Here is a 19,612-nt window from a genome sequence, read left to right on the forward strand (position 1 = left end):
GGCTCTCGGCGACGGATAACAAGCTTACAAGCCCACCCCGCTAGACGCAAATCAAACCAAAGAGACACCCACCACACACCCGAGAGAACCGGGCTGAGTCTCCTAGGCCACCGCCACACTCTCGCGAACCGCCTGCGCCACCGCGGCGGCAGCCCGCTCGTCGAAGGCGGAAACGATGATGTAATCCGGATCGGCATCCTCCCCGACCAAGTCGGCAAGAGCCTTCGCCGCAGTCAGCAGCATCGTGTCGCTGACTTCGGTGGCATGAGCGTCGAGCAAACCGCGGAAGATCCCGGGGAAAGCCAGCACGTTATTGATCTGATTCGGGTAGTCTGAACGCCCGGTTGCCACCACCGCGGCGTGCTCGCGCGCGATTTCGGGAGCGATTTCCGGGGTGGGATTGGCCAGGGCGAAAACGATGGCATCTTTGGCCATGGTGTCCAGAGCTGCGCCGTCGAGAATATTTGGGCCGGAAACGCCGATGAACACATCCGCACCGTGCAGGGCCGCACGCACATCGCCGTCGATCTGCCGGGGATTGGTACGGCTCGCAACCCAGGCGTGACCGGGGTTAATTTCACTGCGGAAGGGACCGAGCGTACCGGCGCGGTCCACGGCAATGATGTCCCGTACCCCGTATTCCAGCAGTAGGCGAATAATCGCGGTGCCGGCGGCGCCGATTCCGCATACCACCACGCGTGCGTCTGCCGGTTTTTTCCCGACCACACGCAGCGCGGTGATGAGGGCTGCCAGCACCACAACGGCGGTGCCGTGCTGGTCGTCGTGGAAGACCGGGATATCGAGTTCCGCGCGCAGGCGTTTTTCGATTTCGAAGCAGCGCGGGGCGGAGATGTCTTCCAGATTGATGCCGGCATACGCGGGTGCGATGGCGCGCACCGCCGCGATGATTTCCTCGGTATCGGTGGTAGCCAGGGGCACCGGCCAGGCATCCACGCCGGCGAAACGCTTGAAGAGCGCGGCCTTCCCCTCCATAACGGGGAGGGAGGCCAGCGGACCGATGTCGCCCAGGCCGAGCACCGCGGTGCCGTCTGTCACCACGGCCACGGTATTGGATTTCACCGTGTAGCGGCGGGCCAGTTCCGGCTGGGCGTGAATCGCTTCGCAGACTTTCGCCACCCCGGGCGTATACACCCGGGCCAGGTCCTCGCGGTTCTCGATGGTGGACGTCGCGTGGGTTTCTAATTTGCCGCCTTCGTGGGCCGCAAAAATCTCGCGTTGGGAGGGAGGCGGCGCGAACTGCTGGGCCGCACCCGAAGGTGATGCCACGTCAGATTGTTGCTCTGTCCCTGCTTGTGTTCGCGCCACCTGCGCCTCCTTCACGAGATATGTCCGGTTTCGTCCGGGTTCGTTGCCGCGCTTTTACCGGGCCAATTCACCGCCGCGCCTTTATCGGCCCGGTTCACCGCCGCTTTACTCGGCCGCGGCGCGCTCCATAATGAGAGCGCGCACGGCACCGGCGTCGGCCTTACCGTGGGTCGCCTTCATGACGGCACCGATAATGGCACCGGCGGCCTGCACCTTTCCGCCGCGAATTTTTTCGACGACGTCAGGGTTGGCAGCCAGGGCTTCATCCACAGCCTTCTCCAGGGCCCCGCTATCGGAAACGATCTCCAGATTGCGCGCGGCAACAACCTCCTCCGGGCTGCCTTCCCCGGCGAGGACTCCCGCCAGCGCCTGGCGGCCCAACTTGTCATTGAGGCGCCCGCTCTGGATCAGGCCGTCCAGCTCGGCAACCGCCTCCGGGGTAATGGGGGCGTCCTCGAGTTCGACGTCGTTATCCTTGGCGTAACGGGCGATATCGCCCATCCACCATTTGCGGGCGCCGGCGGGCGTTGCCCCGGCCCGGACGGTGGCGTCCACCAGATCCACCGCGCCGGCGTTGATAAGATCGCGCAATTCCTCCGGGGAAAGCTGCCATTCCTCGGTGATACGGGCGCGCTTCGCGGCCGGTAGTTCGGGCAGCCCCGCGCGCACCTCCTCCACGTACGCGGGAGTGCAGATCACCGGAACCAGATCCGGTTCGGGGAAGTAGCGGTAGTCATCCGCGTCGGACTTCACGCGCCCGGCAATGGTGCCCTGGATTTCTTCCTTGTAATGGCGTGTTTCCTGGAGAATCGTGCCGCCGGCAGCCAGGATGGCCGCCTGGCGGGAGATCTCGTAGCGAATGGTGTTTTCGATTCCGCGGAAAGAATTGACATTCTTCGTTTCGGTACGGGTACCGAAAGGAGCATCCGGGCTTTCCCGCAGGGACACATTGACGTCCGCGCGGATATTGCCGCGTTCCATGCGACCCTCGGAAATGCCGAGCGCCCGCACCAGTTCGCGGATCCCGCGCACGTACGCACCGGCGATCTCCGGGGCGTTCTTCCCCACTCCGGTAGCCGGATCGGAAACGATCTCAATGAGCGGCACCCCGGAACGGTTGTAATCCACCAGTGAATAGCGCGCCCCCTGGAGGCGCCCATCGGCCCCACCCACGTGGGTGTTCTTCCCGGCGTCTTCTTCCAGATGCGCGTGTTCAATGGGGAAACGGTAGGGGGTGCCGTCAGCCAGCTCGATATCCAGGTAGCCGCCCAGGATAATCGGCTGGGCGTTCTGGGTGATCTGGTAGGCCTTGGGCAAATCCGGGTAGAAATAGTTCTTGCGTTCGAAACGCGAGAGCTCGTTAATGCGGGAATTGAGGGCCAGGCCCAGCTTGACCGCGTATTCCACCGCTGCCTCATTGACCACCGGGAGCGAACCGGGAAGCCCGAGGGAGACCGGCTGCACATCGGTATTGGGTTCAGCACCGAAAGCCACGGGTGCGGCGTCGAAAATCTTGGTGTGTGTGGACAGCTCCACGTGCACTTCCAAACCGATCACCGGGTCGAAACGCGCGACGGCGTCCTCGTAATTCATGAGTTCATCCATGCTTTATTCCTCCCAATCCCGCGCGGGGCAGGCAGCGGGGACGTTGTGGCCGAGCGCGGCGTCGATGGCCGCGGCCACCCGGTACATGAGGGCGTCCGCCCGGGCCGGGCTGAGAATTTGCAAGCCCACCGGCAGCCCTTCCGAGAGTCCGGCCGGCAGCGAAATACCCGGAATTCCGGCCAGGTTGGCGGGAATGGTGGCGATGTCGTTGAGGTACATGGCCAGCGGGTCGTTCGTTTTCGAGCCGAAGGGGAAGGCCACCGTGGGCGAGGTGGGCGATACGATCACGTGGCACCGGGAGAAGGCCTGCTCCAGATCACGCTGGACCAGGGTGCGTACCCGCAGCGCCGCGCCGTAGAAGGCATCGAAGTTCCCGGCGGAGAGCACGTGGGTGCCCAGGATAATGCGGCGCTTGACTTCCTCACCGAAACCGGCCGCGCGGGTAGCGCGCATCACGGTTTCCGCGGTGACCGGCCCTTCTTCGGGTTCCACCCGCAGGCCGTAGCGCATCCCGTCGAAACGAGCCAGGTTGGAGGAAACTTCGGCGGGCATAATGAGGTAGTAGGCGGCCAGCGAATAGTGGAAACTGGGGCAGGAAAGCTCCACCGTTTCCGCGCCGAGTTCGCGCATGCGCGCCACCGCGTTTTCGAAAGCCTCGAGCACGCCGGGCGCGTAGCCCTCCCCGTGCATTTCTTCCACGAGCCCTACCTTGAGGCCCGCGAGCGGGCGCTCCGGATCGCTTCCGGCACCGTCCCAGCTGCCGGCTTCGCCGTGGCAGGCCGCCACCAGGCCGGAAGGAGTATCGGGAAGCGAGGTGGAATCGTGGGGATCGTGCCCGCTGAGCAGCTCCTGGAGCAGCGCGGCATCTTCCACGGTGCGGGTCACCGGCCCGATCTGGTCCAGCGAGGACGCCATGGCGATCAAACCGAAGCGGGACACCGCCCCGTAGGTGGGTTTCGTTCCCACTGTTCCGGTGACCGCGGCGGGCTGGCGGATCGACCCGCCGGTATCGGAACCGAGGGCGAGCGGCACCATAAACGCACCGACGGCCGCGGCGCTACCGCCGCCCGAACCGCCCGGAATCCGGTCCAGATCCCAGGGGTTGCGCGAGGGCCCGAAAGCGGAATGCTCCGTGGAGGACCCCATCGCGAATTCGTCCATATTGGTTTTGCCCACGATAGGGAGCCGGGCTTCTTTAATTTTTACGACGACGCTCGCATCGTACGGCGGGCGCCACCCTTCCAAGATTTTCGACGCCGCGGTGGTGGGGATCCCGCGGGTGCAAATATTGTCCTTCACCGCGATAGGGATACCGGCCAGCGGGTGGAGTTCTTGGCCTTCCGCGCGGGCGGCATCCACCCCGCGGGCCACTTCCAGAGCGCCCTCCCGATCTACGTAGAGGAAAGCGTTCACCTTGGGGTTGAGTGCCTCGATGCGATCCAGGCAGGCGGTGGTGAGTTCCACGGAGGTGATCTCCCCCGCGCGCAGCAGCGCGGAAAGCTCCGCGGCAGACTTGAGCAACAAGCTATTCATTTATTCCTCCCCCATAATGCGCGGGACGAGGAATTTACCTTCTTCGGCGGCCGGGGCCGCGGCGAGGACTTCCTCACGATCAAGGGTTTCCCCCGGAATATCGGGGCGTTTGATATTGGCCAGCGGGAGCGGATTGTAAGTAAAGGGAATATCCGGGCTAACAACTTCGGATACCGCCTTCACTGCATCCTCGATGACGGAAAGCTCACCGGCCATTTTTTCGGCCTCGGCATCCGTCAGGGCGATGCGGGATAGCTCCGCTAAGCGCGCTACCTCTTCCTTAGAAAATGACGACATGGCTCAAGTCTACGCGGTTGCACCGCGCGATGGCGCACCCGCGGATTAGTGAGAACCGGGGAGCGTCTACAATTGGCGCTATGACTGAGTGGACTTCGCGCCGGGTGCTGCGCACGGCGGGTATGCTCGCGGCCGCGGCGCCTTTGGCCGCCGCGGGCGCCGTCGTCGTTGTAGATGAAATGCGCAAACGCCGCACCCCACCGGTCAGTTCTTATCCGCATCTGCCCCCGCAAGAAGTGCAGGTCGGGCGCGACCACGCAATCTTGTATACGGGTGCCGCGGATGTATACCGCGCGATGCTCGCCGATATTAATAATGCGCGGGATCATATTTATTTCGAGTGGTTTATTGTCAAAGCGGATCATGTGGGGCACCGTTTCCGCGACGCGCTAATCGCGGCGGCGCACCGCGGGGTGCAGGTTCATGTGCTGCTGGACACCTGGGGGAATCTCAATCAGCCGCCCTCGTTCCGGCATCCGCCGCGGATCGCGAATCTGCACTGGATGAATTTCCCGCTGGTGCGCACCGGTATTTTGACCGGGCGGTCGCGCGATAAAGGGCGCGATCACCGCAAAATCTTGACGGTGGACGGGCGCGTCGGCTACGTGGGTGGCTACAATATTGGCGGCCTGTACGTGACGGAATGGCGCGATACCCACCTGCGCGTGGAAGGCCCCTCGGTGTGGGAGCTGGACGTGGCTTTTGTGGATATGTGGAATGCCTACCGCAAACGCGATCATCCCACCCTGCGCCGCGCGCTCACTCACCACTGGGATTCGCGCATGCGGGCGGTTACGAATTCCCCCGCGCATAATACTTATCCTATTTCTTCGCTGTATTTGGATGCGCTAGCACGCTCCTCGCAGCGGGCCTGGATCACCATGGGGTATTTCATTCCGGATGCGCCCATGCTCGATGCGCTCACCGACGCGGCCGAACGCGGCGTGGACGTGCGGATTCTTATCCCGCAGTACTCCAATCATATTTATACGGATTGGGTGGGGCGGCCGCATTACGAACGGCTGCTGCGCGCCGGGGTGCGTATTTTCCTCTACCAGGATGCCATGATTCACGCGAAAACCATGACGATGGATTCCACCTGGTCCACCGTGGGGACCGCGAATATTGACCGGCTGTCCCTGCGGGGGAATTTCGAAATTAATATGTCGATTCACGATGCCGGTTTCGCGGCCGTTATGGAGAAGATTTTCGAATTCGACCTGCGGAATACCCGCGAACTCACCCTGGGGGAATGGGATCAGCGCGGCACGCTCGCGCGGGTGACCGAAAAGGTCATGGCTCCGCTGGCGCCGCTGCTGTAGTGGCGTTGTGGTAGTGACGTTGCTGTAGTGGCGAGGGGCGCGCACGGCCGCAACGGGTACGACGCCGCAGCGCCGTCCCGCCGCGTCGCTACTGTGCGGCCTGCGGTTTGTGCGTTGTTTCAGTTCTATGCGGGCAGCTGGCCGGTGCGCAGCAGCTCGGTGAATTCCGCTTCGCTCAGGCGCGGGATACCGAGTTCTTCGGCTTTGGCGGCCTTCGACCCGGCGTTCTCCCCCACCACCACCGCGGTGGTTTTCTTGGAGACCGAACCGGCCGCTTTCCCGCCGTGCGTGACGATCGCTTCCTTGACCGAATCGCGGGTGTAGCCCTCCAGGGAGCCGGTGGCCACAATGGTCATGCCCGCCAGGGTTTGGGGGACCTGCTCCGCGGCCGCGGTATCATCGGCGAAAACTACCCCGGCGGCTTCCCACCGCTCAATAATGTCCAGATGCCAGGGCACCTCGAACCATTCCTTAAAGGAGCGGGCGATAATCTCCCCCACACCGTCTACCGCGGAGAGTTCCTCCACGGAAGCGGCACGCAGCTGCTCCAGATCCGGGAAAGCCGCCGCGAGCGCGCGGGCCGCGGTGGGGCCGACGTGCCGGATGGAGAGGGCTACGAGTTTGCGCCAGAGTTCTTTGCTGCGGGCTTTTTCCAGCTCGGTGAGCATGGTGAGGAGGGCTTTGCCGGGTTCGCTTTCTTTGGTGATGACGCGTTGGCCGGCGCTGCTTCCCCACGCGGGTTTGGTCCAGGCGGCGCGCACGTAGCGGTAGTCGCCGGTGGGTTGGCCGGCGTTGCGTATTTCTTTCCATACCCAGGTGGTGGCTACGTCGGCGGCTTGTACCGCGAAAAGTCCGGCTTCGCTGTGGAGCACCGGTTCTTGGGGTTCGGGAACGCCCAGGCTGCGGGCTACCGCGGGCGGGATAATCACCTCGGAGTCGAGGATGGCGCCGTCGCCGTCCACAATGCCCAGGTCGCGTGCCGTTTCGCGCGCGAGGCGCAGGGTTTTTTTGCGCCCGTCCGCGCCTTCGATTTCTAGGCGGTGGCCGCTGGCGAGGGCAATGAGTGCTTCGCGGCGCCGGGCGTCCGGGTTGGTAAGCCAGAGGGCGGTTTCTTCGCCGAGGGCTTCCACGTCCAGCGCTCCGCGTGAGCCGATATGGACCACGCGTTCGGCCAGTTGGGCGGGGCAGGATTGCGCATTGGGGCAGCGCATATCCACATCGCCTTCCTGGGCGGGGGCGAGGGTGGCCCCGCAGGAGGGGCAGGCGCGCGGCATGACCCATTCGCGTTCGGTGCCGTCGCGCTCGAGGAGGACCGGGCCGACCACTTCGGGGATAACATCCCCGGCTTTGCGCACGATCACGACGTCGCCGATGCGCACGCCTTTGCGGGCTACTTCTTCGCGGTTGTGGAGGGTGGCTTGGGTGACAACCGAGCCGTCCACGAGCACGGGTTCCATAATGGCGTAGGGGGTGGCACGCCCGGTGCGGCCCACATTGACCTGGATATCCAGGAGGGTGGTTTCCACTTCTTCGGGCGGGTATTTATAGGCGATGGCCCAGCGCGGGACGCGGGAGGTGTAGCCGAGCCCGGCCTGCGCCGCGCGGTCATTGACTTTGAGGACGGCGCCGTCGATCCCATGGATGAGATCGTAGCGGTGGGTGGCCAGGTCTGCCACGAAGGCCTCGATATCCTCCCAATTTGAAACGAGTTTGGTGTAGGGGGAAATGGGCAGGCCCCAGCGTGCGAATGCTTCGTATACGCCAGCCTGGGTGGAGAGCGTTTCGGCCAGGGAGGCCGGCACGCCCGCGAGCGCCCCGATGCCGTGAGCGATAAAGGAGAGCGGGCGGGAGGCGGTGACGGCCGGGTCTTTTTGGCGCAGTGAGCCGGCCGCGGCATTGCGCGGGTTGGCGAATTCGCGGCAGGAGCGGATGATGCGGTTGGCTTCGCGCACCGCTGCGGTATCCCCAGCCTGTTCCGCGGCCGTGCGCTCGCGTTCGGCTGCTTCGCGGCGCTGGCGCTGCTCGGTATTGAACTGGGCGAAATCGGCGAGGGGGAAGAATACTTCCCCGCGTACTTCCATAACGTCCGGAATATCGCTGCCGCGCAGGCGCTGCGGAATGGCGGCAATGGTGGCGATATTGCGGGTGACATCTTCCCCGGTCACGCCGTCCCCACGAGTGGCGGCCACGGTGAGCGCGCCGTTGTCATAGCGCAGGTTGATCGCGAGGCCGTCGATTTTTGCTTCCGCGGTGACGGCGGTGCCGGATTCCCCAGCTACTCCCGGGAGCGCGGCGTACCAGGCGCGCAGATCCTCAAGGGAAAAGACATCCTGGAGGGAGTAGAGGCGTTCGCGGTGCCGTACCGGCGCGAAGGGCTGAGCATCAGGCACGGGCACGGAGCCGAGCTCCGATTCGGCACTGAGCTCCGGGGTGGCGCCTTGCTCCGATCCAGCGCCAAGCCCCGCTCCGGCACCGCGCTCCGATTCAGCACCTTCATCCGCCAGGGCACCCGCGGCCAGAGTGGCTGCGCCGTCGTTCTGCACCGGTGCCCCGACGGCGCGGCTGGGGGAATCCGGTGCCTCGAGCTCCGGGTAGCGTGCTTCCAGATCGCGTAGCTCGTGAATGAGGCGGTCGTAGTGGTCATCCGTCATGAGCGGATCGGCCCCGGAATGGTAGGCGATCTGCGCGCGGGTTAGCGTGGGGGCAATCTCATTCCAACGGCGGCGGGCCTCGTCAATGCTCATGCCCCTATTGTCTCTCACCGCCGGGTCACCTCAAACCCCCAGCGCGCGGCGGGCCGCCCCATAGTCGTTTAAGCCTGGAATAACAAGTGAGTAGCCCGGAAAGGGCGGGCGTTGAAATATCACACCGGTAGGCTCTTTACCGCGGCTGCGCTCTTTGCAAAGATATATGGGTCTCACATACGGCTATATCCCGCAGAGGCGGGAATGCCCCGCACTGGCGGGGAAAAGGAGGATTCATGGATTGGCGTTCGCGTGCCGCGTGCCTGACGGAAGACCCGGAGCTTTTCTTCCCGATTGGTAGTTCGGCCTCGGCCCTGGCCCAAACGGATCGGGCCAAGCGGGTATGCCAGGAATGTACCGTCCGTGACGACTGCTTGAACTACGCCCTCGAACACAACCAGGATTCAGGCGTATGGGGTGGCACCTCCGAAGATGAACGCCGCCGGCTGCGCCGCCGCACCGCCCGCGCCCGCCGAGTGCGCGAACTTGCCTCCTAAGGCGAACCGGCCCAAAACCTACCAGCCCACGTGCTTTGCGCGTGGGCTGCGTCGTCGTACTTAGCGCTCTGCGTCCTCGTACTTAATCTTTACGCGCGCCGGGAGGGGAAACTATTTCTCATCCGTGGGCGGCAGCCCGGCCGTCACATTAATCGTGAGCGTAACGGTGGTCCCCCCGCCTTCCCGCGCCTCCCATTTAATGGTGCCGTGCAATTCGCCTTCCACCATGGTGCGCACAATCCGGGTACCCAGGCCCTGCTTGACGCCGGTGGTGGGCACGCCCACGCCGTCGTCGCTCACCTGCACCGTGAGGACGTCCCCTTCGCGGTCCGCGCTCACCACGATATGTCCGCCGTGCGGCAGGCCGTGCTCCACCGCGTTGGAGACCAGTTCGTTGAGGACAACGGCCAGGCGGGTGGCGGTATTGGCGTCCACCATCCCGAATTCGCCGCGCACCTCGGAAGAAACACGCACATCCGTGGAGGCAATATCGGTGGCCATGGTGATCAGCGGGGTGAGGACCTCGGAAAAGTCCACGATTTCATCCACGGTTTGGGAGAGGATTTGGTGGACGAGGGCGATGGTTTCCACGCGGCGCTGGGCTTCGGAGAGTACCTCGATCACCTTTTTATCGTCGGCGCGGCGCGCCTGCATCCGTAGCAATGCCGATACGGTCTGCAAATTATTTTTGACGCGGTGGTTGATTTCGCGGATCGTGGTGTCTTTGCTGACCAGCTCCAATTCGCGCCGGCGCAGCTCGCTAATATCGCGCGAAAGTACCACCGCGCCCACGTGCTTGCCATCCTTCCACAGCGGCACCGCGCGCAAGGACAGCACCGCCCCGCGCAATTCGAGCTCCGTCATCCACGGGGCGCGCCCGAGCAGCACCACCGGCAGCGCATCATCCAGGCGGGTTTCCGCGTCAATACTCGAGGTAATTTGCTCGGCAAGCAGCTGGCCTTCGAAAGTGGAACGAATCCCGAGGCGGTGCAGATTAGACACCGCATTCGGGCTATTGAAAATTACCGCGCCGTCGGCATCGATATGGGTGAAGCCGTCCGTGACGCGCGGGGCGCCGTGGCGGAACCCGCTCGGGGTGCCTTCCAGGGGGAAAAGGCCCTGGGTGACCATATCGAGGAGCTGCTCTTCAATTTCCTCGTAGGAAGAATGCCGCAGCACCGTTTCTTTGCGCGAACGCTGAGAATACACCAGGGCGAGAACCGCGAAGGGATCCTCACCGGCCCGGCGCACCGGGTAGCCTTCGTAACGCAGGCCGTGAATATAAACGGTGCCGCGCTGCCCGGTGGCAATAATCTCCCGGAATTTCTCCGAATCAGCCGGATCGAAAGTCATATTGACCACGTCATTATCGAGCGCGGTGGCATTGGTGGCCGGGCGGCAGGCCGCCGCAATAATAAAGCGTTCATCCTGGAGCGGGGTAACCAGCACGAGGTCCGCGAAGGAAAAATCGGAGAGTAACTGCCAGTCCCCCACCAGCTGATGCAACCATTCGCGTTGCGAAGCGGAGAGCGTTTGGGACCGTTCCAAGATATGACCGAGAGATGGCATACCCCTAAGAGTAGTCGCTCGCGCGAGTACACTAGTAGTTCCGCGTTAGTTATATTCACGGCAGTGCGAGGGCCGGGCTGCGCCGGCGGTGGAGGCCGGGTGGGGCGGCGCCGCGCTGCGCCGTCGTTCTATCCACGAAGGGAAGCCCGCATGGCCGCACGCCACCACGCTTCGCCCGGCGCCCGGGCCCGCACGCGCACCGCAGCTAACCGCACCAACGCACGTACCCGCGCCACCTCGCACCACACCGCACTGGCGCGCAGCCTCACCTCCCCGCAAATCGCGATGATTGCGCTGTCCGGGGCGCTGGGCACGGGGCTGTTCCTCGGAGCGGGGGCTACGATTTCACTGGCCGGACCGGCCACGATTATTTCCTACGCGCTGGCCGGGCTGCTGGCGCTGTCGGTGGTGTGGGCGCTGGCGGAAATGGTCAGCGCGCATCCCGTTCCCGGCGGGCACGGCACCATCGCGGGGGCTTATCTGGGGAACCTGGGGGCTTTTGTGACGCGCTGGAATCTGGCGGTCACCTATATTGTGGCGGTGGGCGCGGAGGTGACGGCCGGCGCGAAATACCTCCAGCACTGGCTGCCCCAGCTCAATAGCGCGGTGGGCACGGTGGCCTGTTCCCTGTTTATTGTGGGGCTGAATATGGCCACGGTGCGGCTGTACGGCACCGCGGAATACTGGTTCTCCATGATTAAAGTGGCGGCCATTTCGGTTTTTATTCTGCTGGGTCTCATTATTATTTTTGTGGGGCTGCCCGCGAGCGAACCGGTGGGGCTGGTCAATCTCACCGAACACGGCGGTTTTATGCCGCTGGGTGCCGGCTCGGTTTTTATTGCCGCGTGCATGGCGGTTTTTTCTTTCGGCGGGATTGAGACCGTCTCGGTCACGGCCGCGGAATCGGGCAATCCCCGTTACGATATTCCGCGCGCCGCGCACACTATGATTTGGCGGCTGCTGCTCTTCTACGTGGGGGCGATTGCGGTGGTGGTGGCGATGCAGCCGTGGACGGTGACCGCCGAGCCGCTCCACGATATTTCCCAATCGCCTTTCGTGCACGCGTTGGACGCCGCCGCGATTCCTGCCGCCGGGCATATTATGAACGCGGTGCTGCTGGTGGCGGCGCTGAGCGCGGCGAACGGCTGCCTCTACACCTCCTCGCGCATGATTCACGCGCTGGCGACTGACCGCATGGCCCCCGCTTTTGCCGCGCGCACCACCCCGAAGGGCACCCCGCGCGGTGCGGTGACCTTGGCGATGGTGGGAATGGTGGTCGCCTGCATTTTGGCGCTCACTTCCCCGCAGGCCGGCTTCTCGTATTTGTACGGCTGCGCTACGGTCGGGACCCTGCTCACCTGGGCTTTAGTGATGGCCACTCATATTGCTTTTCGACGACGCCGCAAGCAGCTGGGACTCGAGCTCCCACCGGCTCGCCTCTGGGGCGCCCCGGTGACGAATCTGGCGGTCATGGCCGGCTGCCTGGCTATTTTTGTGGCGCTCTTCTGGCTCATGCCGGTAGCCTGGTATGCCGGGCTGCCCTATCTGGGTATCCTTCTTCTTATCTATGTTTTTCTGGATCGGGTGCGCGGGCTGCCCGCGCCGCGCGATCTGGCCGGTGAGGAAGCGGCGCGGGGTGCCGCGGCCTCGCATGGCGGCGATGCTACGCGTGGTACCGAGGCCACGCAAGGCACCGACACTGCGCGTGGTACCGAGGCTGCGCGTGGTACCGAGGCTGCGCGTAATGCCGCGACCGGGAGCGAAGGAGCTACAACTAATGGAGTCAGCGAAAACTAAACGCTGGATGTGGGCCGGGGCGAGCTCTATTGCTGCCGGCCTCCTCCCCCTTCTTCTCACCGTCATTCTCCAGCGCGGCTGGTGGGTGCCGTGGGCACTGCTGCTGGTGATTGGCTGCATCGAAATTGCGTACGGGTTGCTGGTGGGTAGGCGTGCTGAGGTTCGTGCCGACACTAATACCGAAATAAGGATGTAGATATTGGGTGTTGCGATGAAAGCTACCACCGCACTCAGATTGGTGTGGCATAACCGTTCGTTAGCGCCCATGGCCTTGGCTATTATTGCTGCCGGCTTGACCTTCTATGTTCCGGTCAGCGTAGTTTTCCTGACTTCTCGAGGGCAGTCCCTCGAAGATATTTTCATTTTCGAAAGTATTCTCTTAGCGAGCATCCTTGTTGCAGAAGTACCCAGCGGGCTTATATCGGACAGAATTGATCGCCGGTGGGTTATCCTTTCCGGTTTCTTATTCAACGGGTGTGCGGAAGTTGTATTTGCGCTAGGTAACTCGTTCACCGCATTCACCGCGTCTTTTGTGCTGAGCGGCCTAGGAATTGCGATGCTGACCGGCACGCAGGATGCCTACATCTACGAAGCCCTTGGCGACAATGCAGATCGGGACTCAGTTGCGGTGTGGGGACACTTCGGCGCCCTTGAGTTAGTGGCCGGGGTCTTTGCTTCGTTCGTGGGTGGAGTGCTCGCAAAGATTGATGTTGCTTTGCCGGCTTGCGCTGCCGCTATCGCTGCTTGTCTAGCCGCGGTAGCGGTTCTTTTCCTCCCACCACAGCCGGCTTCTACATCTGAAAAAGCCACGGATGAAACGGCACTTGTTTCCTTGAAGCGGGGAATTAGCTTACTGTTCAGTTCCCCGGTGCTGCTGTATACCGCTGTTGCTTCGGCAGCGGTCTTTGTGCTCTTCAATTCAGTATTTACGCTCAACCAGCCAATTTTTGATCGAGTTGATGTGCCGCTTGCCTTCTGGGGTTTCATCGTTGGCGGTGCGCAATTAGCTGCGGCAGTTTACGATCATTTCTCCGGGGTGATCGTTGAGCGAGTCGGCAGGCGAGTAGGCCTTCTCCTGGCTTTCGGATACGGCGTCATTGGATTTATCTTGATGATGATTCCGCACATCATATGCGTAATCAGTGGTTTCACACTGGTGGTTATCAGCATGTTCGCGCGTGGACCGATCACTCGGGCAGTCGCTAACAAAGAGATTCCGAGCGAGCGCCGCGCGACGGTTTTAAACGTTGCGAGCACACTGGGAAGTCTCATTGGAATCTTGCTCAACCCGGTCATCGGCTGGGGTGCAGATCAAAGTCCGGTGGTGACAGTGGGCGGAATCGCCCTTGTTCTTTTCTTCGTCATGCTGACGTGGATTCCAATCGCAAATCGCTACGTTCAGGTCAAGGAAACAGATGAGGAGCAGCGGTGAAGAATCTTGGCTGGAAGTCGTACCTATCCGTGGCTCTGCTGATCTTTGTGTGCCATGCCGCGTATCCCATCGTGGACCTCATTCAGCCCGATAAGCGCTACTACGCCGGGTACTTGGCTTTCGGATCAATACTCGCTTGTAGCCTCCTCGGTTTGATTCTTCCGCTGCGCCTGGTATCCCGAAAATCCTTAGTTTTGTGCGGGGGCGCCATATTCATTGGGTTGGTAGCAGGTCTGGCAATGTGGCCGCTGGCGTGGAATTGGTTTCCGGATATGCCGCGCTTCTTCGGCGGTTATCTCCTTGTGAATTGCGGAGTTTATGCCTTTGTCGGCTTCTTTTCCTGCCGCCATCGCAAGGAAAGGCTCCGCTACGCCCACGTCCTGCACCAGGCGGCGCAGAAATCTACCCCGCACACTCCAGAACAGGCGCCGTGCATTACCACGCCGGATGCAACGACACCCGATGTACCGACACCGGACGCATCAGCCCCTGGCTTATAGCCCGAGCACCAACTAGATCATCCCGCTAGATAATCTTTCCAAGTATATGAAACGCTTCCTCCAGGTAGGACTCGGTGTGCTCGAGGATGATCTTCCCACCGGCTGCAATGCGAAAGCGAACCGCCGCAACCTCGGGAGAAGCGGGGTCCACTTCTTCGCCGTTGAAACCAAGCCATTGCACGGTGATATCTGAGGGCTCAATCTGTTCTGCGGTCGGCACACATTCCGTATACGGGATATCAAATGCCTTCCCGTACGCGGCGACGCACACATCGCCCTCATCCCGATATACCGTGAAAATCTTTTCCCCGGCAGCAGCCTGATTGACGATAATGTGCGCATCCTCGGGAATCGTAGGAGTTCGGTCAATATAGAATCCTGGAACGATATTCCAGTAGAGCGCGCCTATAGCCCCAAGCCACGCAACGAGCACGGCAAAAACAACCATACAAGCCGTTCGAAAACGCAGGATATTCCTGATCGTTCTAGGACTTAGTATCGTCGTTATATCAGTAGCCATATCACCTCCGCTGGGCGCGTATGCCGCAGGCGCTCTCCGCTGAGCAACGCCTGCGTCGTTTTCCGTTCGAACACCTCGTGTCAAGATTAGTGTAGTGTTCGGAAGGCCGACTTATGCCACAATGAGGACATGCATAAGTTCCGGTTGGCCGACCCGAAAAACTTGCGCTCCCGTTCCAACAGGGGCGCAAGCGAGTCTGTGCGCATATACGAATGGGCACATCCCGGGAATGAGTTTTCTGGCGTGAACATCGAGTGGTATACGCCCGGAAGCTGGCTCTCGAACGACTTAGCTGACATAGGAAATATGCTCGGAACGGACACAAGCAGGGATTTCTCTATGGCTCTCATAGCAGGCCATATTGACGACCTCCTTGAAAGTGCCAAACTCGGGGAGCTCAACAGAGATCAGGCCTCGATCTGCAAACGGCAACCGGGCGTCGTAGAAATACGCCTCCCAGAGCCAATTGAACTTGAACAGATAAGGCTTCTTATCCGCATTTATTATGGTGAGCCACCCGAATGGGGTGGACTCGTTTCTCTATGTTTGGGAGCGAAAGACGACTCTCCGAATTGGAAAACACAACAAAACGCAAGTATTGATCTCGCTCAACAAAGAGGAGAATTTTGGTTAGAGAAGAGGGGTGAGAACCGTGAGGATCCTTCCCACTGTTAGGCGACGCTCATATGAGCAAGCTCGGAGAAATCGCCTATTTCTCGAAGCTCTCGGCTCGGTGCGTGAAAGCAAGGGAATCTCTCAAGACCGCGTGGCCCAACTCCTCGGTGTAACACCGGAATGGGTCTCCGAGTTGGAGTCCGGGGTCATCAACCCTACGATACAGCGACTGCATTCCTACGCAGTCGCTATCGGTGTTTCCATCGACTACGACGTGAAAGACCTAGACGAGCAGGACACCACTTTCGGTTGGGATGGAAGCCTCAATACTGGTGAAAAGAAACGGATCAAGGACAATGCTTAGAGACAACATCACGGATATTAGTTTTATCGAGGTTTCGGGCAAAACGACCAGATATTACAACGACAGCCAGCGTGATCTTGGAAGCCATTTGGACGTACATACGCGGTTTATCGATCTCGATGAAGACACTGCAGGCGTTTCGACCGCTGATGTCACCATGAATCTTGTCGCCACATTCCAAGGTAAAGAAGTGTACCTGTCCGAGGTCACGGCACGCGTGCGTATTGAAAATCTGGAAGACAAGAACCAGGACATTACCTCAGAACTCATTGATCTTGTATGGCCGATTATGGCCACAAAACTACTGGACGTCGCGCAGGCTGTGGGGCTTTCCCTCACCGGCCTGCCGATGTTCAAACCGGAAAAAAGCGCTCAGCGATAGATCTCCACGCGGGCAGCTAGAGCCCCCGCCTCTCCGGCTCTGCGCTGAAAAACCCGGCAGAGCTTCCCTCTCGCCGCGCTCATGCGGGAAAATATAGCCATGCAGTTTTCCCATACCTACGAGATCAGCGCCCCCGCGAGCGCCGTCGCCACCGTCCTCATGTCCGAAGAACTCGCCAACCGCCGCCTCGCCGCGCTCCACACGCAACCGTCCTCCTTCACGCCCGGCGCCGAGCGTGCGGTCATGACGGTGCAGGTCAGCGCCGACCAGCTTCCCGCGCAGGCGCGGCGTTTCCTTTCTTCCGGTTTAGCGGCCAGTATCGTATTCACTCGCAGTGGGAACGACGTCGCAGCGCAGCTGGAAGCCAAACTTCCCGTCCACGCCAGCGCCGATTTCCAGGTTTCCGGTTCCGGGCCGGCCACCGTCACGGTCACCGGTGAGGTGCGGGTCTCCATTCCTTTCGTCGGCAAGACAATTGAAGAGAAGGTGGCCCAGTACGCCGCGAAAGTGGTGGAGCGCGACGCCGCGCTTATCCGCGAGATCATCGCGCAGGGCTAGGATGCTCGCCCGGTATGCTGCCCTTCCCGGGGAAGCCTTGCCGAAGCGGCTTAGCCGGGTAGTTTTTTCGGAGCCAATTTTTCTGTCGTAGTAGCCACGTAGGATGGGTTCATGATTAATCGCCAATATGAAGATCTGCTTGCCGATATCCTCGCCAATGGGACTCGCAAGGGGGACCGCACCGGCACGGGTACCCTCTCTGTCTTCGGGCGCCAGCTGCGCTACCACCTGGCTGATGGTTTCCCGCGTATCACCACCAAGTTCGTGGCCATGAAGCCGATCAAGGGGGAACTCCTGTGGTTCTTGCGTGGCTCTACCAATATTGAGTGGTTGCAGCGCAATGGCATCACCATTTGGGATGAATGGGCTGATGAGAATGGTGAGCTCGGCCCGGTCTACGGCTACCAGTGGCGTAGCTGGCCCGCGCCGGATGGCCGGCATATCGATCAGATCTCCCAGCTTCTGGAAACCCTGCGCAGCAATCCGGATTCGCGGCGCATGATTGTTTCCGCGTGGAATGTGGCGGATCTGGATAAGATGGCGCTCCAGCCTTGCCATGCTTTCTTCCAGTTCTATGTAGCCGATGGCAAGCTGTCCTGCCAGCTCTACCAGCGCAGTGCGGATATGTTCCTCGGAGTGCCTTTCAATATTGCCTCGTATTCTCTTCTCACCCATATGATTGCCCAGCAGGTCGGCTTGGATGTTGGTGATTTTGTGTGGACGGGCGGGGATTGCCATATCTACCTCAACCATCTTGATCAGGTGCGTGAACAGATTTCGCGTGAACCCTATCCCTTCCCCACTCTGGAGCTGCGCAAAGCTGATTCCCTCTTCTCCTATGAGATGGATGATATTTCGGCCACCCAGGGCTACCAACACCATCCCAAGCTCACCGGCGCGGTCTCGGTCTAGGAGGAAGCCATGCTCATTGCACAAATCTGGGCGGAAGCCCGTGATCACGCCCTCGCGAAAGGCTTGCGCCTGCCCTGGGATGTTCCAGAGGATTCGGCCTTTTTCCGGGCGGCGGTGCGCGGGCGGCCCGTGATTATGGGGCGGAAAACCTGGATTTCTGCGGGGCGGCGGCCCATGCCACACTCCCCCACCATCGTGGTGAGCACCCAAGAAGATTTCGAGGTTCCCGGTGCGCAGCTGGCCGCGAATCTTGAGGAGGCGTTCACGCTGGCCCGCGCTACCGGGGCGGATGCCGCCTGGGTATGCGGGGGCGCCGGGGTCTATGCCGAAACTCGGGACTGCTCCCAGGTGCTTATCCGCACCGTTATCGATGCCGATGTAGATGCCGATATTTTCGCGCCCGCTATTGGCCCGGGCTGGGAGCTGCGGCTTAGTTCGCCGGGAGCAGCTCATGACGGCTGGCATACCTCGCGTACCGGGCTGCGCTACCGGTACGAAGTCTGGGCTCGCCCCGGTGTTGTTATCCCGGAGGATCTACTTCCTGCTACCTCGGATGCGGCCTGGCAGGTGGCCTAAATGCCGCGTGCGGGCGCCGGCCGCGGGCTGTGCAGCGCACGCATCGCGCGTGCCGAGCGGTCTCGCTCCGGCCAGGTCCAGGCCAGCGCTTCACTCACCTTTCGCACGCGCACCGCGCGGGCCGCTGCCGCCCTTGCCGCCCTTGCCGGCCTTGCCGCCGTGGCGCTCAGCTGCGCGGCATGCACTCCCGCCGGTAAAGCGGGCGGGCAGCCCTCTCCCACTCCGCGGCCCATCACCGCCATCGTGCAGCTCGGCGATTCCTTTTCCTCCGGTAACGGGGCCGGCACCTACGAAGAAGATACCTGCCGGCGCTCCCCCGATAACTACTCCGCCCCGCTCGCCCGCGAACTCGGCGCCAGCTATACCAACGCCTCGTGTTCCGGGGCGCGAACATCCGATATCGCAGAACAAGTTAGTGCCGTCACCCCGGCCACCTCGGTCGTTTTCCTCACCGCCGGCGGCAACGACGCCAACTTCGCTCAGATCATCAGTTCCTGCTTCGTGCTCCGCACCCCGAACAGCTGCGAAGAAGCCATAAACACAGCCACCGCAGCCCTCCCGGCTATCGAAGAAGCCACCCTGGAGATCCTGCGGTCCATCGATGCCGCCTCCCACGGCCAGGCCACCGCTATCCTGGTGGGCTATCCACGGCTCTTCGCGGAACGCTCCTACCTCATCCCACCGGTCGTGGAAAGCTATGATGCCGGGGCCGCGCTCACCCAGCTCCAAGACGCCGCGGACGCCATGCAAGAACGCGTCATCGCCCAGATGCGGAAAGAAACCGGATCCGACCGTTTCCTCTTCGCCTCCACCCAGGCACTATTTGCCGGGCACGAACCGCGTGCCCACGCCTTCCGCGGCAGCGAGGACAGTGACGACAGTGCAGAAACCTGGCTCGTCTCCCCCTTCACCGCTACGGATATTCGGGCCTGGATGCATCCCACCGCGCGCGGCTACCGCGAAATACACGCCTACCTGCGCGAACTCCTCGCCCAAGCCGGCTTCGCCGTCCCCGAAACCACACCGGCCACGCCCTAACGGCGCGCCTAGTCAACCTGTCGTG

Annotated in this window: 20 protein-coding genes; 13 read left to right on the forward strand and 7 right to left on the reverse strand. The window is 61.9% G+C overall.

Annotated elements, in window-relative coordinates:
- Positions 1-102 precede the first annotated feature (102 nt).
- The 4 genes from ACRQEC_RS08550 to gatC form a co-directional block, all read right to left on the reverse strand.
- Positions 103-1,287 (reverse strand): NAD(P)-dependent malic enzyme, encoded by a 1,185-nt coding sequence (locus ACRQEC_RS08550; RefSeq protein ID WP_284890515.1) that lies wholly within the window; start codon positions 1,285-1,287, stop codon positions 103-105.
- Between the two features lie 144 nt (positions 1,288-1,431).
- The gene (gatB, locus tag ACRQEC_RS08555) at positions 1,432-2,931 is read right to left on the reverse strand and encodes an Asp-tRNA(Asn)/Glu-tRNA(Gln) amidotransferase subunit GatB (protein ID WP_301575442.1); all 1,500 of its coding nucleotides are present in this window, start codon (positions 2,929-2,931) and stop codon (positions 1,432-1,434) included.
- Positions 2,932-2,934: 3 nt separating this feature from the next.
- Positions 2,935-4,464 carry an Asp-tRNA(Asn)/Glu-tRNA(Gln) amidotransferase subunit GatA gene (gene gatA / locus ACRQEC_RS08560; protein ID WP_026429254.1) on the reverse strand — a complete coding sequence of 510 codons (1,530 nt, stop codon included), beginning with the start codon at positions 4,462-4,464 and terminating at the stop codon, positions 2,935-2,937.
- Entirely contained in the window at positions 4,465-4,761 is a 297-nt protein-coding gene (gene gatC / locus ACRQEC_RS08565; protein ID WP_301575443.1) for an Asp-tRNA(Asn)/Glu-tRNA(Gln) amidotransferase subunit GatC, read from the reverse strand.
- An 80-nt stretch (positions 4,762-4,841) separates the two neighbouring features.
- Here gatC and ACRQEC_RS08570 point away from each other — a divergent pair, with 80 nt between their 5' ends.
- A complete protein-coding gene (locus tag ACRQEC_RS08570; protein ID WP_087069777.1) occupies positions 4,842-6,083 on the forward strand; it encodes a phospholipase D-like domain-containing protein in 1,242 nt (413 codons plus the stop codon).
- A gap of 125 nt (positions 6,084-6,208) precedes the next feature.
- Here the strand turns inward: ACRQEC_RS08570 and ligA are convergent, their stop codons facing one another.
- Positions 6,209-8,827, reverse strand: coding sequence for an NAD-dependent DNA ligase LigA (ligA, locus tag ACRQEC_RS08575; RefSeq protein WP_301575444.1), 2,619 nt, complete (start codon positions 8,825-8,827; stop codon positions 6,209-6,211).
- A 236-nt stretch (positions 8,828-9,063) separates the two neighbouring features.
- Between ligA and ACRQEC_RS08580 the strand changes: the two genes are divergently transcribed.
- Positions 9,064-9,324, forward strand: coding sequence for a WhiB family transcriptional regulator (locus ACRQEC_RS08580; RefSeq protein ID WP_016441656.1), 261 nt, complete (start codon positions 9,064-9,066; stop codon positions 9,322-9,324).
- 111 nt (positions 9,325-9,435) lie between these two features.
- Here ACRQEC_RS08580 and ACRQEC_RS08585 read toward each other — a convergent pair whose 3' ends face one another.
- Complete coding sequence (locus ACRQEC_RS08585) at positions 9,436-10,893, reverse strand: sensor histidine kinase (RefSeq protein ID WP_301575445.1); 1,458 nt, start codon at positions 10,891-10,893, stop codon at positions 9,436-9,438.
- Between the two features lie 150 nt (positions 10,894-11,043).
- Between ACRQEC_RS08585 and ACRQEC_RS08590 the strand changes: the two genes are divergently transcribed.
- Genes ACRQEC_RS08590 through ACRQEC_RS08605 form a run of 4 tightly spaced genes read left to right on the forward strand, consistent with a single transcriptional unit; the run spans position 11,044 to position 14,622 of the window.
- Entirely contained in the window at positions 11,044-12,690 is a 1,647-nt protein-coding gene (locus tag ACRQEC_RS08590; RefSeq protein ID WP_301575446.1) for an amino acid permease, read from the forward strand.
- Positions 12,671-12,886: a hypothetical protein gene (locus ACRQEC_RS08595; protein WP_301575447.1), complete on the forward strand. Its 216-nt coding sequence runs from the start codon at positions 12,671-12,673 to the stop codon at positions 12,884-12,886. The genes ACRQEC_RS08590 and ACRQEC_RS08595 overlap by 20 nt, the downstream gene beginning before the upstream one ends.
- A gap of 3 nt (positions 12,887-12,889) precedes the next feature.
- Complete coding sequence (locus tag ACRQEC_RS08600) at positions 12,890-14,122, forward strand: MFS transporter (protein WP_301575448.1); 1,233 nt, start codon at positions 12,890-12,892, stop codon at positions 14,120-14,122.
- Positions 14,119-14,622 (forward strand): hypothetical protein, encoded by a 504-nt coding sequence (locus tag ACRQEC_RS08605; protein ID WP_301575449.1) that lies wholly within the window; start codon positions 14,119-14,121, stop codon positions 14,620-14,622. Before ACRQEC_RS08600 ends, ACRQEC_RS08605 begins: the two co-directional genes overlap by 4 nt.
- A 25-nt stretch (positions 14,623-14,647) precedes the next feature.
- Here ACRQEC_RS08605 and ACRQEC_RS08610 read toward each other — a convergent pair whose 3' ends face one another.
- Positions 14,648-15,142 carry a hypothetical protein gene (locus tag ACRQEC_RS08610; RefSeq protein WP_301575450.1) on the reverse strand — a complete coding sequence of 165 codons (495 nt, stop codon included), beginning with the start codon at positions 15,140-15,142 and terminating at the stop codon, positions 14,648-14,650.
- A gap of 243 nt (positions 15,143-15,385) precedes the next feature.
- On the opposite strand from ACRQEC_RS08610, the gene ACRQEC_RS08615 reads away from it, so the two are divergent.
- From ACRQEC_RS08615 to ACRQEC_RS08645, 7 genes are all read left to right on the forward strand, one after another.
- Positions 15,386-15,817, forward strand: coding sequence for a hypothetical protein (locus tag ACRQEC_RS08615; protein WP_435730495.1), 432 nt, complete (start codon positions 15,386-15,388; stop codon positions 15,815-15,817).
- Positions 15,818-15,875: 58 nt separating this feature from the next.
- Positions 15,876-16,121, forward strand: coding sequence for a type II toxin-antitoxin system RelB family anti-toxin (locus ACRQEC_RS08620; protein WP_301575452.1), 246 nt, complete (start codon positions 15,876-15,878; stop codon positions 16,119-16,121).
- Positions 16,114-16,503: a hypothetical protein gene (locus ACRQEC_RS08625; RefSeq protein ID WP_301575453.1), complete on the forward strand. Its 390-nt coding sequence runs from the start codon at positions 16,114-16,116 to the stop codon at positions 16,501-16,503. Before ACRQEC_RS08620 ends, ACRQEC_RS08625 begins: the two co-directional genes overlap by 8 nt.
- Positions 16,504-16,602: 99 nt before the next feature.
- On the forward strand, positions 16,603-17,061 hold the full coding sequence (locus ACRQEC_RS08630; protein WP_301575454.1) for a DUF2505 domain-containing protein: 459 nt from the start codon (positions 16,603-16,605) through the stop codon (positions 17,059-17,061).
- A gap of 111 nt (positions 17,062-17,172) precedes the next feature.
- The gene (locus ACRQEC_RS08635) at positions 17,173-17,973 is read left to right on the forward strand and encodes a thymidylate synthase (RefSeq protein ID WP_284897313.1); all 801 of its coding nucleotides are present in this window, start codon (positions 17,173-17,175) and stop codon (positions 17,971-17,973) included.
- Positions 17,974-17,982: 9 nt separating this feature from the next.
- Positions 17,983-18,549 (forward strand): dihydrofolate reductase, encoded by a 567-nt coding sequence (locus ACRQEC_RS08640; RefSeq protein WP_301575455.1) that lies wholly within the window; start codon positions 17,983-17,985, stop codon positions 18,547-18,549.
- Positions 18,550-19,587, forward strand: a complete 1,038-nt coding sequence (locus ACRQEC_RS08645; protein ID WP_435729930.1) for an SGNH/GDSL hydrolase family protein — start codon at positions 18,550-18,552, stop codon at positions 19,585-19,587.
- Positions 19,588-19,612 lie beyond the last annotated feature (25 nt).

It is taken from the genome of Actinotignum saccati (assembly GCF_051265055.1).
Classification (GTDB): Bacteria; Actinomycetota; Actinomycetes; order Actinomycetales; family Actinomycetaceae; genus Actinotignum.

Coding starts and splice junctions, on each gene's coding strand:
- gatB (WP_301575442.1), bottom strand. CDS start 2,931: ATGGATGAACTCATGAATTACGAGGACGCCGTCGCGCGTTTCGACCCG.
- gatA (WP_026429254.1), bottom strand. CDS start 4,464: ATGAATAGCTTGTTGCTCAAGTCTGCCGCGGAGCTTTCCGCGCTGCTG.
- gatC (WP_301575443.1), bottom strand. CDS start 4,761: ATGTCGTCATTTTCTAAGGAAGAGGTAGCGCGCTTAGCGGAGCTATCC.
- ACRQEC_RS08570 (WP_087069777.1), top strand. CDS start 4,842: ATGACTGAGTGGACTTCGCGCCGGGTGCTGCGCACGGCGGGTATGCTC.
- ligA (WP_301575444.1), bottom strand. CDS start 8,827: ATGAGCATTGACGAGGCCCGCCGCCGTTGGAATGAGATTGCCCCCACG.
- ACRQEC_RS08580 (WP_016441656.1), top strand. CDS start 9,064: ATGGATTGGCGTTCGCGTGCCGCGTGCCTGACGGAAGACCCGGAGCTT.
- ACRQEC_RS08585 (WP_301575445.1), bottom strand. CDS start 10,893: ATGCCATCTCTCGGTCATATCTTGGAACGGTCCCAAACGCTCTCCGCT.
- ACRQEC_RS08590 (WP_301575446.1), top strand. CDS start 11,044: ATGGCCGCACGCCACCACGCTTCGCCCGGCGCCCGGGCCCGCACGCGC.
- ACRQEC_RS08595 (WP_301575447.1), top strand. CDS start 12,671: ATGGAGTCAGCGAAAACTAAACGCTGGATGTGGGCCGGGGCGAGCTCT.
- ACRQEC_RS08610 (WP_301575450.1), bottom strand. CDS start 15,142: ATGGCTACTGATATAACGACGATACTAAGTCCTAGAACGATCAGGAAT.
- ACRQEC_RS08625 (WP_301575453.1), top strand. CDS start 16,114: ATGCTTAGAGACAACATCACGGATATTAGTTTTATCGAGGTTTCGGGC.
- ACRQEC_RS08630 (WP_301575454.1), top strand. CDS start 16,603: ATGCAGTTTTCCCATACCTACGAGATCAGCGCCCCCGCGAGCGCCGTC.
- ACRQEC_RS08635 (WP_284897313.1), top strand. CDS start 17,173: ATGATTAATCGCCAATATGAAGATCTGCTTGCCGATATCCTCGCCAAT.
- ACRQEC_RS08640 (WP_301575455.1), top strand. CDS start 17,983: ATGCTCATTGCACAAATCTGGGCGGAAGCCCGTGATCACGCCCTCGCG.
- ACRQEC_RS08645 (WP_435729930.1), top strand. CDS start 18,550: ATGCCGCGTGCGGGCGCCGGCCGCGGGCTGTGCAGCGCACGCATCGCG.